At 70.1% G+C, this 15,019-nt stretch carries 14 protein-coding genes and 1 pseudogene; 5 read left to right on the top strand and 10 right to left on the bottom strand.

Annotated elements, in window-relative coordinates; all coding sequences use genetic code 11:
- Positions 1-2: 2 nt before the first annotated feature.
- On the bottom strand, positions 3-680 hold the full coding sequence (locus ACFTZL_RS12990; protein WP_189721784.1) for a TrkA family potassium uptake protein: 678 nt from the start codon (positions 678-680) through the stop codon (positions 3-5).
- Complete coding sequence (locus ACFTZL_RS12985) at positions 680-1,351, bottom strand: TrkA family potassium uptake protein (RefSeq protein ID WP_351627244.1); 672 nt, start codon at positions 1,349-1,351, stop codon at positions 680-682. Before ACFTZL_RS12985 ends, ACFTZL_RS12990 begins: the two co-directional genes overlap by 1 nt.
- Positions 1,352-1,621: 270 nt before the next feature.
- On the opposite strand from ACFTZL_RS12985, the gene ACFTZL_RS12980 reads away from it, so the two are divergent.
- From ACFTZL_RS12980 to ACFTZL_RS12970, 3 genes are all read left to right on the top strand, one after another.
- A complete protein-coding gene (locus tag ACFTZL_RS12980) occupies positions 1,622-2,536 on the top strand; it encodes a PfkB family carbohydrate kinase (RefSeq protein ID WP_382581016.1) in 915 nt (304 codons plus the stop codon).
- A gap of 265 nt (positions 2,537-2,801) precedes the next feature.
- Complete coding sequence (locus ACFTZL_RS12975; RefSeq protein WP_382581014.1) at positions 2,802-4,853, top strand: APC family permease; 2,052 nt, start codon at positions 2,802-2,804, stop codon at positions 4,851-4,853.
- 119 nt (positions 4,854-4,972) lie between these two features.
- Positions 4,973-6,301: a class I SAM-dependent RNA methyltransferase gene (locus ACFTZL_RS12970; protein WP_382581012.1), complete on the top strand. Its 1,329-nt coding sequence runs from the start codon at positions 4,973-4,975 to the stop codon at positions 6,299-6,301.
- A gap of 295 nt (positions 6,302-6,596) precedes the next feature.
- On the opposite strand, the gene ACFTZL_RS12965 is transcribed toward ACFTZL_RS12970, so the two are convergent.
- From ACFTZL_RS12965 to ACFTZL_RS12955, 3 genes are all read right to left on the bottom strand, one after another.
- Complete coding sequence (locus ACFTZL_RS12965) at positions 6,597-6,896, bottom strand: hypothetical protein (RefSeq protein ID WP_382581010.1); 300 nt, start codon at positions 6,894-6,896, stop codon at positions 6,597-6,599.
- A gap of 97 nt (positions 6,897-6,993) precedes the next feature.
- Positions 6,994-7,362 (bottom strand): MmcQ/YjbR family DNA-binding protein, encoded by a 369-nt coding sequence (locus ACFTZL_RS12960; RefSeq protein ID WP_382581008.1) that lies wholly within the window; start codon positions 7,360-7,362, stop codon positions 6,994-6,996.
- Positions 7,359-7,754, bottom strand: coding sequence for an MmcQ/YjbR family DNA-binding protein (locus ACFTZL_RS12955; RefSeq protein ID WP_382581006.1), 396 nt, complete (start codon positions 7,752-7,754; stop codon positions 7,359-7,361). Before ACFTZL_RS12955 ends, ACFTZL_RS12960 begins: the two co-directional genes overlap by 4 nt.
- Positions 7,755-7,986: 232 nt before the next feature.
- On the opposite strand from ACFTZL_RS12955, the gene ACFTZL_RS12950 reads away from it, so the two are divergent.
- Entirely contained in the window at positions 7,987-8,817 is an 831-nt protein-coding gene (locus tag ACFTZL_RS12950) for a helix-turn-helix domain-containing protein (RefSeq protein WP_382581004.1), read from the top strand.
- Between the two features lie 68 nt (positions 8,818-8,885).
- Here ACFTZL_RS12950 and ACFTZL_RS12945 read toward each other — a convergent pair.
- From ACFTZL_RS12945 to ACFTZL_RS12930, 4 genes and pseudogenes are all read right to left on the bottom strand, one after another.
- A pseudogene (locus ACFTZL_RS12945) lies at positions 8,886-9,203 on the bottom strand (NAD(P)H-binding protein); the annotation flags it as partial.
- Positions 9,204-9,269: 66 nt separating this feature from the next.
- Positions 9,270-9,629, bottom strand: coding sequence for a cyclophilin-like fold protein (locus ACFTZL_RS12940; protein ID WP_382581002.1), 360 nt, complete (start codon positions 9,627-9,629; stop codon positions 9,270-9,272).
- 225 nt (positions 9,630-9,854) lie between these two features.
- Positions 9,855-10,877 carry an alcohol dehydrogenase catalytic domain-containing protein gene (locus tag ACFTZL_RS12935; protein WP_382581000.1) on the bottom strand — a complete coding sequence of 341 codons (1,023 nt, stop codon included), beginning with the start codon at positions 10,875-10,877 and terminating at the stop codon, positions 9,855-9,857.
- A 58-nt stretch (positions 10,878-10,935) separates the two neighbouring features.
- Entirely contained in the window at positions 10,936-12,372 is a 1,437-nt protein-coding gene (locus tag ACFTZL_RS12930) for a carboxylesterase family protein (protein WP_382580998.1), read from the bottom strand.
- A 1,007-nt stretch (positions 12,373-13,379) separates the two neighbouring features.
- Between ACFTZL_RS12930 and ACFTZL_RS12925 the strand changes: the two genes are divergently transcribed.
- Positions 13,380-14,057 carry a DUF4232 domain-containing protein gene (locus tag ACFTZL_RS12925; protein ID WP_382580996.1) on the top strand — a complete coding sequence of 226 codons (678 nt, stop codon included), beginning with the start codon at positions 13,380-13,382 and terminating at the stop codon, positions 14,055-14,057.
- A 166-nt stretch (positions 14,058-14,223) separates the two neighbouring features.
- On the opposite strand, the gene ACFTZL_RS12920 is transcribed toward ACFTZL_RS12925, so the two are convergent.
- Positions 14,224-14,952 (bottom strand): SDR family oxidoreductase, encoded by a 729-nt coding sequence (locus ACFTZL_RS12920; RefSeq protein WP_382580994.1) that lies wholly within the window; start codon positions 14,950-14,952, stop codon positions 14,224-14,226.
- Positions 14,953-15,019 lie beyond the last annotated feature (67 nt).

Here is a 15,019-nt window from a genome sequence, read left to right as displayed (position 1 = left end):
CCTCAGCTCTTCGCGCTGTCCCGCCGCACCGACAGCAGGTCCTCCAACTGCTCCTCACGGGCCTGCGCGGCCACGAAGAGGAGTTCGTCGCCCGCCTCCAGGGAGTCCTCCCGGGACGGGGTCAGGACGCGGGTGCCGCGGATGATCGTGACCAGGGACGTGTCCTCGGGCCACTCGACGTCGCCGACCTGCGTGCCGGCCAGGGCCGACTCCTCCGGCAGGGTCAGCTCGACCAGGTTGGCGTCGCCGTGGCTGAAGCGCAGCAGGCGGACCAGGTCGCCCACGCTCACCGCCTCCTCGACCAGGGCGGACATCAGACGCGGGGTGGAGACGGCGACGTCCACGCCCCAGGACTCGTTGAAGAGCCACTCGTTCTTCGGGTTGTTCACCCGCGCGACCACCCGCGGCACGCCGTACTCCGTCTTGGCGAGGAGCGAGACGACCAGGTTCACCTTGTCGTCGCCGGTCGCGGCGATGACGACGTTGCAGCGCTGCAGCGCCGCCTCGTCCAGGGAGGTGATCTCGCAGGCGTCGGCGAGCAGCCATTCGGCCTGCGGGACGCGTTCGACCGAGATGGCCGTCGGCGCCTTGTCGATGAGCAGGACCTCGTGGCCGTTCTCCAGCAGCTCGCCCGCGATCGAGCGGCCGACCGCGCCGGCTCCGGCAATGGCGACCCTCATCAGTGACCGCCCTCCTCTTCGGGACCCTTGGCGAACGCCGCCTCGACCTTGTCGACCTCGTCGGTGCGCATCATCACGTGCACCAGGTCGCCCTCCTGCAACACCGTCTGCGAGGTGGGCAGGACCGCCTCGCCGAGCCGGGTCAGAAACGCCACGCGCACGCCGGTCTCCTCCTGGATCCGGCTGATCTTGTGGCCGACCCAGGCGGTCGAGGCGTGCACCTCGGCGAGCTGGACGCCGCCCGTGGGGTCGCGCCACAGCGGCTCGGCGCCGGACGGGAGCAGCCGGCGCAGCATCTGGTCGGCCGTCCAGCGGACCGTCGCGACGGTGGGGATGCCCAGGCGCTGGTAGACCTCGGCGCGGCGGGGGTCGTAGATGCGCGCGGCGACGTTCTCGATGCCGAACATCTCGCGGGCCACGCGTGCGGCGATGATGTTGGAGTTGTCACCGCTGGAGACGGCGGCGAAGGCGCCGGCCTCCTCGATGCCGGCCTCCCGCAGGGTGTCCTGGTCGAAGCCGACCCCGGTGACCCGGCGGCCGCCGAAGGAGGACCCGAGGCGGCGGAAGGCGGTGGGGTCCTGGTCGACCACGGCGACCGTGTGGCCCTGTTGCTCCAGGTTCTGGGCCAGGGCGGAGCCCACCCGCCCGCAACCCATGATGACAATATGCATCGCGTCACACCGCGCTTCCTGCAGGCCCTCTGACCTTCATGAATGTCGTGATCATGTCTCTCTTTCGGCTCGCCGGGCATCACATCGCGGCCTGCGTGCGGGCCGCCGGGCAACATCATGCCGGTGGAATCAGGCCATGATGCCCTGCGGGGGCGGTGCCGCGTTCGACTGCCCGACTCCAACGTATCGGCAAAGTCGAGGGGGTTGCCGAGGGCCCTGCCCGGGCCGGAGCGGACTTCGACCGGGCCCTCGGCTGGGGAGGAAGACACCATGAGTACCGAGATCGACGTCCTGGTCCTGGGCGGCGCGGGCGTGGACACGATCGTGCACGTGCCCGAGCTGCCTGTGCCGCTCGCCGACAGCCACATGATCCGGCCCGGGATCGTGACGCGCGCGGGCCAGAGCGGAGACTTCGTCGCCCTGGGGACGAGCGCGCTGGGCCTGCGCACCCACCACCTCGACATGCTGGGCGACGACCCGGAGGGCGACCTGGTCCGTGCCCTGCACCGCGACCGCGGGATCGCGCTCACCGACGTCCCCCAGCCGCTCGGCACCAAGCGCGCGGTCAACCTTGTAGGCCCCGACGGCAGGCGGCTCTCCCTCTACGACGCCACGCGCGCGGCGGAGACGGACCGGCTGCCCGAGGCCACGGTGCGGGACCTGGCCGCCGTCAGCCGGCACGCCCACGTCGTCATCACCCAGCCGTGCGGCCACGCGCTGCCCGCCCTGCGCGAGGCCGGTGTGACCGTCTCGACCGACCTGCACGACTGGGACGGGTCCAACCCGTACCACGAGACCTTCGCCCACCAGGCCGACCTGGTCTTCCTGTCCAGCGCGGCACTGGCCGACCCGGAGCGGGTCATGCGGCGGATCACCGAACGGGGCCGGGCCCGGGCGGTCGTCGCCACGGCCGGGGCCGACGGGGCCTACCTGCTGGCCGACGGTGAGCTGACACACGTACCCGCCGCCGCACCCCCGGCGCCGGTGGTCGACTCCAACGGCGCGGGCGACGCCTTCGCCGCCGCGTTCCTCTACGCCTGGCTGAACGCCGAGCCGCCCCGCCGCTGCGCCCTGTACGGCACGGTGGCGGGGGCGTACGCCTGCACGGTGCCGTCGACCCGCGCCGACAGCATCGGGCGGGCGGAACTGTGTGCCCGGGTCGCCGGCCTGGTCAGCGGCGGTTGATGCTGCGCACGCTCGCGAGAGTCAGGATTCCGAGGGCGATGACGCTGGCCGCGGCGCCGATCAGTTCTGCGGGCGCGTGCATGGGGCCTCCAGGGGCGACAACAGCCGGGAAACGGACGGAGCTTAGTCATATAGGCATGGGAAGCGGGTGACCTGCGGAATCCGCAGCCGCAGCGGCCTCTGAATTCACTCGGAGGGCAGATACGAGGCCGATGAGGGGTGGCGGGTGGGCGAGCCCGCAATCGAACGCTTACGATCCTCTGTTGTGTCCAAACTGACCGACGTGCCCAAGCGGATCCTGATCGGGCGCGCACTGCGCAGTGACCGGCTGGGGGAGACTCTCCTGCCCAAGCGCATCGCACTACCCGTCTTCGCCTCCGACCCGCTGTCCTCTGTGGCGTATGCGCCCGGGGAGGTGCTGCTGGTCCTGTCCATCGCGGGCGTGACGGCGTACCACTTCAGTCCGTGGATCGCCGTCGCGGTCGTCGTACTGATGTTCACCGTGGTGGCCTCGTACCGGCAGAACGTGCACGCCTACCCCAGTGGCGGCGGCGACTACGAGGTGGCGAACACCAACCTCGGCCCCAAGGCGGGCCTCACGGTCGCCAGTGCGCTGCTTGTCGACTACGTCCTCACCGTCGCGGTGTCGATCTCCTCCGGCATCGAGAACCTGGGCTCGGCGATCCCGTTCGTGGTCGAGCACAAGGTGCTCTGTGCGATAGGCGTGATCGTGCTGCTCACGCTGATGAACCTGCGCGGGGTGAAGGAGTCGGGCTCGCTGTTCGCGATTCCGACGTACATCTTCGTCGCGGGTGTCTTCACCATGATCGCCTGGGGCGCCTTCCGCGGACTGGTCCTCGACGACACCATGCGGGCCCCGACGGCGGACTACGTCATCAAACCCGAGCATCAGGGCCTGGCGGGCTTCGCCCTGGTCTTCCTGCTGCTGCGCGCCTTCTCCTCCGGCTGTGCCGCCCTCACCGGCGTCGAGGCGATCTCCAACGGCGTCCCGGCCTTCCGCAAGCCCAAGTCCAAGAACGCCGCGACCACCCTCGCGGCGATGGGCCTGCTGGCCGTCACCATGTTCTGCGGCATCATCGCGCTGGCCGCCGCCACCGACGTCCGCATGGCCGAGAACCCGGCCAGGGACCTCGTCCACAACGGCGTCCCGCTCGGCGCGGACTACGTCCAGAACCCGGTGATCTCCCAGGTCGCCGAGGCCGTGTTCGGCAAGGGCAGCTTCCTCTTCATCATCCTGGCCGCGGCCACCGCGCTGGTGCTGTTCCTCGCCGCGAACACCGCCTACAACGGCTTCCCGCTGCTCGGCTCGATCCTCGCCCAGGACCGCTACCTGCCCCGCCAGTTGCACACCCGCGGCGACCGCCTGGCCTTCTCCAACGGCATCGTGCTCCTCGCGGGCGCCGCCGGACTGCTCGTCGGGATCTACGGCGCCGACTCCACACGCCTGATCCAGCTCTACATCGTCGGTGTGTTCGTGTCCTTCACGCTCAGCCAGACCGGCATGGTCCGGCACTGGAACCGCCATCTGGCCACCGAGCGCGACCAGGCCAAGCGCCGTCACATGATCCGCTCCCGCGCGATCAACGCCTTCGGCGCGTTCTTCACCGGCCTCGTGCTGGTCGTCGTCCTCGTCACCAAGTTCACGCACGGCGCGTGGGTCGCCCTGCTCGGCATGGTGATCTTCTATGCGACGATGTCGGCCATCCGTAAGCACTACGACCGCGTCGCCGAGGAGATCGCCGCCCCCGAGGGCCCGAGCGACGACAGCGTGCGGCCCTCCCGCATCCACTCCGTCGTCCTGATCTCCAAGATCCACCGCCCGACGCTGCGCGCCCTGGCCTACGCCAAGCTGATGCGCTCGGACAGCCTGGAAGCGCTGAGCGTCAACGTCGACCCGGCGGAGACCAAGGCGCTGCGGGACGAGTGGGAGCGGCGCGGCATCGACGTACCGCTGAAGGTCCTGGACTCGCCCTACCGCGAGATCACGCGGCCGATCATCGAGTACGTCAAGAGCCTGCGCAAGGAGTCGCCGCGGGACGCGGTGTCCGTGATCATCCCCGAGTACGTCGTCGGCCACTGGTACGAGCACCTGCTGCACAACCAGAGCGCACTGCGGCTGAAGGGTCGGCTGCTGTTCACGCCGGGGATCATGGTGACCTCGGTGCCGTACCAGCTCCAGTCCTCCGAGGCGGCCAAGCGGCGGGCCCGCAAGCAGCAGGAGTGGAACGCGCCGGGTGCGGTGCGGCGGGGGCCGGCTCAGGTGCGGTCGAAGGAGTCCTCCGAGCACAAGTCCTGAGGCGACGGCTCGGGAAGCGGTGGTGATTCGGCCGGGCGGCAGCCACGTAGACTGGTGGGCTGTTGTCCGGCCGATTCCGTTCGGCCCATCACCCTCACGCGTTTTGGAGTCACCCCGCCATGCAGGCAGAACCGAGGAAGTCGCTGGTGGGGGAGGAGTACGAGGTCGAGGTCGGCCCCGTCGCCCACGGCGGTCACTGCATCGCCCGTACGTCCGAGGGCCAGGTGCTGTTCGTCCGGCACGCGCTGCCCGGTGAGCGGGTCGTGGCGCGGGTGACGGACGGCGAGGAGGGCGCCCGGTTCCTGCGCGCGGACGCGGTGGACATCCTGGACGCCTCCAAGGACCGGATCGACGTGCCCTGCCCGTTCGCCGGCCCCGGTCGTTGCGGCGGCTGCGACTGGCAGCACGCCAAGCCGGGCGCGCAGCGGCGCCTGAAGGCCGACGTCATCGCCGAACAGCTCCAGCGGCTCGCCGGGCTCACGCCGGAGGAGGCAGGCTGGGACGGCACGGTGCTGCCCGCCGAGGGCGACAAGCTGCCCGCGGGCCAGGTCCCCGCGTGGCGCACCCGCGTCCAGTACGCGGTCACCGCCGACGGCCGGGCGGGCCTGCGCCGGCACCGCTCCCACGAGGTCGAGCCGATCGACCACTGCATGATCGCCGCCGAGGAGGTCAGCGAGCTGGGCATCGAGAAGCGCGACTGGACCGGCATGGACTCCGTCGAGGCGATCGCGGCGACGGGTTCGCAGGACCGTCAGGTGGTCCTGACGCCGAAGCCGGGCGCGCGCCTGCCGCTGGTCGAACTGGACCGCCCCGTGTCCGTTCTGCGGGTGGACGAACGTGACGGTGGTGTCCACCGTGTCCACGGCCGCCCCTTCGTCCGCGAACGCGCGGACGGCCGGACCCACCGGGTCGGCAACGGCGGCTTCTGGCAGGTCCACCCGAAGTCGGCCGACACCCTGGTGACGGCGGTCATGCAGGGCCTGCTGCCGCGCAAGGGCGACATGGCCCTCGACCTCTACTGCGGCGTCGGCCTCTTCGCGGGCGCCCTCGCCGACCGGGTCGGCGACCAGGGCGCGGTCCTCGGCATCGAGTCCACCAAGCGTGCGGTGGAGGACGCCCGGCACAATTTGGCCGAGTTCGACCGTGTGCGTATTGAGCAGGGCAAGGTCGAGAGTGTGTTGCCGCGGACGGGTATCACGGAGGTCGACCTGATCGTCCTGGATCCGCCGCGGGCGGGGGCGGGCCGGAAGACCGTTGAGCACCTGTCGTCGCTGGGCGCGCGGCGGATCGCGTACGTGGCTTGCGATCCGGCTGCGTTGGCGCGGGACTTGGGGTATTTCCGGGATGGGGGGTATCGGGTGCGGACGCTTCGGGCGTTTGATCTGTTTCCTATGACGCATCATGTGGAGTGCGTTGCGATTCTTGAGCCGGTGGCGAAGGGCGCTTGACCTGGGGTTTGTGCGGGCGCGTTATGCAGGTCAGATGTTCCGGAAGGGACCGCCGCCTCCGCTACGACATGCGGCCGCCAGTGGCCCGGCTCGTTGTCGCCGACGGGCAAGGTGCCTTGAGTAAGCCGTCGATGCTGTGGCACAGCGGAAATGCAGCGATCTACGATCGTTGGTCATGGTCGTGTACACGAGCCGGAATCTGACGGATGCGTCGCCGAAGCGGGCGGCGGAGTCGGAGGCCGGGTTCTTCGTAGTCGGTTGCTGCCCGCGCCACCCTTGAGGCAAGTCGATCCACTTACCATCGGGGCCTGGAGCCGTTCGGCCACGCCGGAGAGGTGGGCGACACCGGGTCGAAGGCCATGTCGCTGCCGTCCGCGAGGAGCCGTGCGATGGTGGCCTTCCCGACGCCGGGCGGCCCCGCAGGATGGTGGAGCTGATGCGCTGCTGGGTGACCATGCGGGCCCAGCAGCGGCAGCCGCGGCCAGGAGGTGGTCCTGCCCGGCGATGTCTTCCAGCTTTGTGGGGCGCAGGCGGTCGGCGACCGGCCGGGGGGCTCCTCGTCGAAGAGCGGCAGGACCACTACGGTCGGTTCCATCTGTCTCTGGTCGCAGGCGGGGTGTGCGGACGGGGCGGGCCCTTGCACGGGACGCTGGCGAGCGTGGGCTCGCCGTTCGCGGGGAAGCTCGCGGTGCTCATCGGGCACTGGGGCGGTCGCGTCGCGGCAGCCGCTCGGCGACCAGGTCGTAGGAATCCTCGACCGCGTCGGTGACCAGCCGCTCGGTGATGCCGGGTCCCGGCCCGAGCGAGATCCAGTGGCGTTTGTCGAGATAACGGCCCGGTGTGATCGAGGCGTAGCCGCGTTCTTGCGCACGGGCATGTTCGGGTTCGCACTTGACCGTGATGATCTGTTCGTCCGGGTCGTCGGTGACGATCAGGAACACCCTGCCCGCGACCTTGTACACGTCGAGTCCCGGGGCGAAGGGGTATCCGTGGCTGACGTCGGGGAGGGCCAGGGCCGCCTGGCGGGCGGTGTCCTGGAGCCGGTCACCGACCGTGCTCACCGGGCCGCCCGCGTGCCGGTGCCGTAGGTGTGCGGGTCGACGGGCTGCTCGGCCCTTGGCAGGTGGGCGACGACGAGCCGGTAGGAGTCGGTGACGAGCTCCCTGACGAGCTCCTTGTCGAGGCCTTCTCCGCTCTCCAGGGTGATCCAGTGCTTCTTGTTCATGTGGTAGCCGGGGCTGATGTGGCTGTACTGCTCCCGCAGGGCGTGGGCCTCGCCGGGGTCCGCCTTGAGGATCACGACGGGACGCCCAGGGACTTCGGTCATCAGCATGAACACCTTGCCGCGTACCTTGAAGACCTCCCAGTCGGGGCCGAAGGGATGCTCCAGCTGGGCACCGGGGAGTTCCTCCGCGCAGTCGGCGGCGGTCTTGTGCAGGGCCGATCCGTTCATGGGTGGTGAGCCTTCTCGGGTGGTGACGGACTGCGGCATCGAAGGAGGCGGAGAGCGCCGCGCGGGCGCGGCGGCACGTCCCATCCTTCCCTCGACGCCGGCAAAGAGGGCGGTAGGCTGCGGACACGTGATGGTCGACAAGCGACACTCCAGGCCGGGCGGACAGCCCGGACCGTCCGCGGTTCCGCTGTACGGTTTCCAGCCCCCGGTCGGCACTCCCTACGGCCTTGAGGTGAGTACCGTCGAGGATTTCTTCGCCCAGCACGACGACTGGCCGTGGAACCCGCCCCGTCCGGGCCGCGCCACCTTCCACTACCTCATCGCGGTCACCGAGGGTGAGTTGCGGCACGATGTCGACCACGTCACGCGGACCGTCGCCCCCGGCCAGTGGCTGTGGGTGCGTCCCGGGCACGCGCAGTGCTGGCATCCGCCCGGCGCGGCCCGCGGCCCGTTCATCCTGTTCGAACCGGACGTGCTGCGGCCCGACGTCGCCCGTCTCCTGGCCCCGCTCACCGCGCACGAGGCCCCTGCCGTGCTCAGCCCGCACCCCGACGACACCGCCTGGCTCCAGCAGACGGCACTCCAGCTCCTGGACGAACACCGCGCACTGGGGCGCCGCCCCCTCGACATCCACCACGCCCTGCGGCGCAGCCTGCTCGAATCGCTGCTGCTGCGCCTGGCCAACTCCCCGGGCATCGCCCCCGTCGGCTCGGCCACGGCCGGCACCGGGCGTGCCGACAGGTACGGGCGCTTCCTGGACGCCTTGGAGCTGCACTTCCGTGAACTGCATCAAGCCACGGATTACGCCGAGTTGCTCGGCTGTTCGGTCCGCACCCTGAGCCGTGCCGCCCGGGACGCCACCGGCAAGGGGGTACGTGCACTCATCGACGAGCGGCGCCTCCTGGAAGCCCGGCGCCTGCTGGGAGGTGCCCGGTGGGACGCCCGGGCTGTGGCCGTCCACCTCGGCTTCACCGACCCCGCGAACTTCGGCCGCTTCTTCCGCGACCGCACCGGCCTCACCCCGGCCGCCTTCGCCGCCCGCGAAGCGAGGACCGACGCGTGACGGAAACCCGGCGTCAGCCGGCCGGGGAAAAAGGACATGTGCCCGGTAGGGCGGGCCGCGGACGGGAACGCGGGAGCGAGGAGGAGCCGGTGGACTCCTGCCTTCGTTGCGGCGGTTGCCGCGATTTCCACGCCCTGCCCGTCGACAGCGTCCGCCTGTCGCGGGCCGGCTCCGCTCACGCCCGCGGTGAAGACGACTGCGTCGGCACCTTCCAGACGGGCGGCTGGAGTGTCTGCGCTGAGCGACGTCAGGTCGCCGTGAACGGCTCTATTCCGTCGGATTCCAGGGTGCGCCTGCTCGGTACGGCGGTGAAGGCCCACGACCTGGTCGACCTGTTCGATGCGTCGTGCGGCGAGGCGGGAGCCGACGCCGCCGGTCGCCCCGATGGTGCGGCCCGGGACATGGCCCCTTCCTCTCGTTGGTTGACGATCTCGGTGGTTTCCGGCTGGGTCTCAGTCGATGGCTTCGATGGTGACGTCGACCGTGCCGTCGTACTTCTTGAGGGCATCGGCCCCCGAGTCGATCTCGCCGAGGAAGATGATGCCGGGGTCGGGGATGGACCGGCCGTCGTGGTCATAGAAGATGGCGATGTCGGGACCGGGTGACCAGTAGGCGATGTTGCCGATCTCGTAGCTGGACCGCGGCTCGCCTCCTGCGGCGAGAGACCGGGGCAGGTGACCGTACTTCTCGCGCTTGAGCAGGTCAGGCATCTGCAGCGTCAGCGGGAGCAGTGAGGCGAAGTCGCGTGCCGTCGCGTTGTCGTCGAGGGTTGCGTTGAGGACGGCTTCGCCGGCGGTCAGTCGGATTCTCATATGGGCTCTGCCCTCTGGGGTGTTGTCGAGTGATCGTCGGTGGCCGACACGTACGCCATGTCCATCGGGGCTTGGGACTGGTCGGCCATCTGCCCGGCACGGCCACGGCCACGGCCGGCCCCTATCAGTTCCTGTGCCAGTTCCTCTTACGGATGCTGTGGCCGGCCGTTGTCGACCGGTCGCGCATCGGGGGTGGTTGGTTGTGGTTTCTCAGTTGCCCAGGTCTCAGTCGTCCAGGACGACGACGTGCTTGCCCGGCGTGGTGCCGGACTCGACGTCGGCCTGGGCGTCACGAACCTGTTCCAGGCCGTGGTAGACCTTCGCGACCGGGACTTTGAGGCTCCCTGCGGCGATGGCCTGGAGCTGGCGGGCGAAGACGTCAGCCGGGAGGTCGGCGGCCTGACCGCCGAAGGAGGTCAGCCGCACCCCGTTGGGGATCATGAACGGGGTGAAATCGCGGATCTTCCACTGGCCCGCCAGGGCTCCGGTGAAGCAGACCGTGCCGTGCCGGCGGACGGTGCGCAGGGTGTCGGCGAGGACCGAGCAGCCCACCAACTCCAGTACGGCGTCGACACCCTCCGGCATCAGCTCGCTCACCTGACCGGCGATCGTGCCGCTGTCGACGAGGGGATGGTCGACGCCCGCGGCCCGCAGTCCCCCGGCCCTCTCCGGGCTCCGCGTGGTGGACAGCACGGTGGCTCCGAGGTCCTTCGCGATGGTGGCCGCGCTCAGCCCGACCGCGGAGGTGCCGCCGCGGATCAGCAGCGTCTGCCCGGCCTTGAGGTCCAGGCCGGTGGTCAGCGATCCGTAGGCGGTCTGGAACATCTCCGGCAGCGCACCGACGACCTCCCACGGCAGGCCGGTCTCGAACGGGATGACCTGCGCCGCGGGGACGGTCACGTACTGGGCGTACGCGCCGTCGTACGAGCGGCCCATGCCGCCCATCATCGTGGCCACCTGCTGTCCCGGCCGCAACTCGCTGTCCTCGTCGGCCTCATCGACCACGCCGACGCCCTCGATGCCGGGCACACGCGGGTAGGTGACCACCGCGTCCGACTCGCCCTTGCGGGTGGTGACCTCGGACTCGTTGACGCCGAACGCCTTCACCCTGATCCGCACCCAGCCGGGCTTGCGTACGGGCACCGGCACATCCTTGATCTCCAGCGCGTCGAGGCCGCCGGGCCGGGTGACGACGACGGCCCGCATCGTCGCCGGTGCGGCGTCGACGGCTGCTGTCACTTGGCTCATGTCGAACTCCTCACTCTGTTCGCCCCCTGGTGCGCTGTTCCGGATCGCCCGGTGACCGTCAGGGGCGGGCGATGTTCCCGAACAGGTCGAGGACCGTCTGGTAGCGGGCGCTGGGCTCGTAGGGAGGGTTGCCGACACTCCCCGAGGTGGGCCGGTCCGTGACGGCGGGCCACAGGCGGGTCTGCTCGCCGGTGACGAAGTCGAGGACGATGTCGCGGATACGCGTGTCACGGTCGGCCTGTTCAGGGCTGCGCCCTGGCTGTTCCTGGCCGACCAGGGCGTACATCTCGGTGCCGTGCACGGCGGGCGCACCCTCGGCGGGCCCGATCATGAGGAGATGGGCGTTGCCACCCGCGGCGGCGTGGGCCAGAGCACCGCGAGCTGCGGGGAGCGTGAAAATGTAGTCCGTCAGGGACGCGGCCCGGACCTCGGCAGGGGTGCGGCCGCCCTGGTCGTAGGTATCGACGATCCTCTTGGCGCGGGAGCGGGGAATGCGCCACCCCGCGAATTCGTCGGTGACGCGGTCGACGGTGTGCGGGTCGAACCGGTCGAGGTCGTTCGCCACCCACCAGCCCATCTCGTCACTGGCCGTGCTCAGGAGTATGTCGATGTCCCGGTGCGAGCCCGAGGCCAGGACGTCCAGGGGGTGGGCGTGCAGCACCCCGCCGGGCTGTTCGGCGTCCAGGACCACGCCGAGGCTCCGGTTGTCCATCCCGCCACGGACTCCGAGATCCGTCGGACAGACCTTGCGCAGGGCGGCCACCAGGGAGGCCGCGTCGAGATCGATCAGCTTGTCGGGGTTGCCCGCGACACCGAGTTCGGTGACGAACCGCTTCGCGAGCTCCTCGGCCCACCAGGCCGGGACGAGACGCGAGGGCGCGCCGGAGAACCCGGCCAGTCGCCGGTACAGGCCGTCCGCGGAGGAGGCCCCGAGCAGCCCGAGGGTGGAGTAGGCGCCGGCGCTGTGGCCGAAGACGGTGACGTCGTCGGGGTCACCACCGAAGTGGGCGATGTTCTGCTTGACCCAGGTGAGGGCGGCGATGACGTCCTGCAGGCCCAGGTTGCTGGCCTCGGCGAGCCGCCCGCCGTACTGCGAGAGCGAGAGCGCGCCCAGTGCGCCGAGCCGGTAGTTGACCGACACGCTCACCACGCGTCCCGTCGCGGCGAGACCGGCGGCGTTCGAGGTGGTCTGCGTGTTCGCACCGAACTCGAATCCGCCGCCATGGATGTACACGGCCACCGGCAGCGTCTTCCCGGCCGGCCGCTCGGGGGCCCATACATTCAGGTTCAGGCAGTCCTCGCCCGTCCCGCTGTCCGCTTCGAGCCAGTCGCCGCTGTCGGGCTGGACGGCGGCGACGCCCTTGCGGTCGCAGGGGCGGTCCGGATCGAAGTCCGCGACCACGGGGCGGCGGTACCGCTCGGCGGTGGCGAACGGGATTCCCCACCAGGACCGCACCCCTGGTGCAGTCGGAGCCTTGGGCGCGGTCGCGGTCATGGCGTGAGATTCCTTCCGGTGCGGTTCGGCTGTTTCGCGCGGCGTGTCGGAGGCTGATCGCTCGCGGTGACGCTCTCCAAGCATTCCCCGAACTCCGATAAATCGCCGAGCGGACAGCAGTCACCCGGTGGTCATCAGGTGACACTTTCTCTGTACCTCCTTCTCGTAGCCGGGCCGCCGCGGCGGCCCGGACGGTCTGAGGTTCTGCCATCAGCGGGTTCCCTGACTCGACCTGACCCGCGCCCAGACCCCGGCAGACCACCTGCTCGGTGCCGTCGCCATCCCAGCCAACGCCGCCATGGGCTGGCGGAAGAACAAGGGGCGCGCCTCGCCATGGCCCGTCTCCATGACGGCCCATACTCGCTCAGCGGACATGGCCTTCAACGACATCGTCCGTGCAGGAAAAGGGACACGATGGGTCACCGCAACGCGACACGATCCGAAGGCCCAGATCCGGTGTGAAGCGACGCGACCTGCGCGGGACACGTTTCTGCCGACACAAGCAGGGAATCGAAGGGGTGGTCGCGAAGCAGGCCCGCGGCCTCTACCGGGGCGGCGCACAGAGATTGGAAGAAGATCAGGCACAGCGAGACCGTGCTCTCGCAGGCCTTGACCGCGCCCGTCGCTGCCGAAGTCGCGCGACTCATCGCCGAGTTCGGACCCGGGCGGCGGGCACGGACGGATGAGGGGGAGCCGTAGACGACCACAGGCCGCGGCCCGGTCGTCGAGGTCGAGACGGGCACAACACGACCCGCGACCAGTGGCAGTCACGCGGATCCGCTGAGAAGAGAGTTGGTGCCGTGATGCCGTGATGCCGTGAGCACGGCATGACGGCGTTCCTCAGAACCTGAACGCGCAGGCCGACGAGGTCGTGGCCGAGGAGTCCGGTGATCTGCTGCGTCGGCCGCCTGTGACAGAACGAAGACGTCGCGGAGGACGGCCTGTAACTCGGTGCGAGATACAAATACTTCAGACCGCACGCACCGCGCTCCTTCTGGGGGAACACCGTGAAGTACACCCGCATCGCCGCTCTCGCCGCCATCGGCGTCGCCGCCTCCCTCTCGCTCACCGCTTGTGGCGGCAATGGCTCCGGGAAGGGCTCATCCTCCAAGGGCTCCTCTTCCTCGTCTTCTTCGTCCTCGGAAGGCGGCTCGAAGGCGGAGAGCGGCTCGGACTCCGACAGCTCGAAGTCGACGGCCGGCGTCGCGAAGTCGGGTTCCGGACAGGACGCCAAGGCCCGCGCCGGCGCCGCGAACGGCGCGGCGAAGACCGGCGGCAAGGTCGAGTTCTGCAAGACGCAGGACCTGGCCATCGACGCCAGGGACGCCGCGACCGACGAGGCCTCCGGCAGGATCGACATCACCATGATCAACCGGGGTTCGACCGCCTGCTCGGCGACGGGCTTCGCGGGCGTCGACATCAAGGACACCGACAACACCTCGAACCCCATCGAGCGCGGCCAGGCCCAACCGCGTATCACCACCCTGAAGCCCGGCGACGCCGCTGTCTTCAACCTCGCCTACGACATCGACAACACCGGCGACAGCCTCACGCACCCGACCGACATCCTGGTGACGCCCCCCAACGAGACCCACAGCGTGAGCCTGAAGTGGCCCGCGGGCGCGGGAGAGATCAAGGGCGCCTACACCGATGTTCAGGTCTACCCCACGCACACGACCAAGTAGGGGTCGCGGCCGGGCCGGTGGCTACTGAGCCTGAACTCGTGAAGTCGTCGGGGTGAGAGACAGGCCGGTGCCGGCAAGGCAGCCGTCGATGGGGTCGCTGCGGTAGAGGAGTTCGAGAGGCCGATGGAGAAGCAGCCGACCGAAGTCCGTGCGGCCCGGGGGCCCCTCAGGCCGCCATCAGCGCCGCCAGGGCGCGGTCCATTGCGGCGTTGAACTCTTCCGGCGTCAGCGGCAGACGGGACTTGACGTCCCGACTCCACTGGTCGGCGAGGACCTCGGCGGAGCCTGCCTCGACGCCGTCGAGTGCCGCGTCGGCCAGGGCCGGCGGGGCGATCTTGGCCACGGGCCAGCCTGCCGCCATGTCGGTGTCGGCCAGGCCGAGGTGTACCGCTGTGACGAGCGTGCCCTGTTCGGCGAGCTCCAGGCGGACGCCGTTGGTCATGGCCCAGGCGGCGGCCTTGGTCAGGTGGTAGGCATTGGCGCCCTTGCCGCCGAACCACGACATGGCGGAGAGGACGTTGACGATCGCGCCCCCGTCGTTCCTGGCGAGCGCCGGCGCGAACTCCCGGATCATTCCCAGGTGGCCGAACATGTTGGTCTCCAGCTCGTGCCGCACCGCGTCCAGCGAACCGGTCACCAGGTCGGTCCCCGTACTGATTCCCGCGTTGTTGATGAGTAGCGAGACGTCCGGGGCGGCCTCGGCGGCGGCCCTCACGGATGCGGGATCGGCGATGTCGAGGGGCAGCACCTCGACCCCGGGCAGGTCCACGGTCTCCGGTCGGCGGGCCGTCGCGTAGACCTTGCGGGCGCCCCGTTCGAGCAGGCGCTGGGCGAAGGCGCGGCCCAGGCCGCGGTTGGCTCCGGTGACAAGGGCGACGGAGTTGTTGATATCCATGGCCGGTACGCTAAAACCTGACGCTGGCGTCAGAGGCAAGTGCTGGTCGTCAGGGCCAGGGTGAGAG

It is taken from the genome of Streptomyces sp. NPDC056948 (assembly GCF_042674225.1).
GTDB classification, from domain to species: domain Bacteria; phylum Actinomycetota; class Actinomycetes; order Streptomycetales; family Streptomycetaceae; genus Streptomyces; species Streptomyces purpurascens.
Note: the sequence above shows the minus strand (reverse complement) of the source record. Positions and strands in the feature narration are given on the sequence as shown.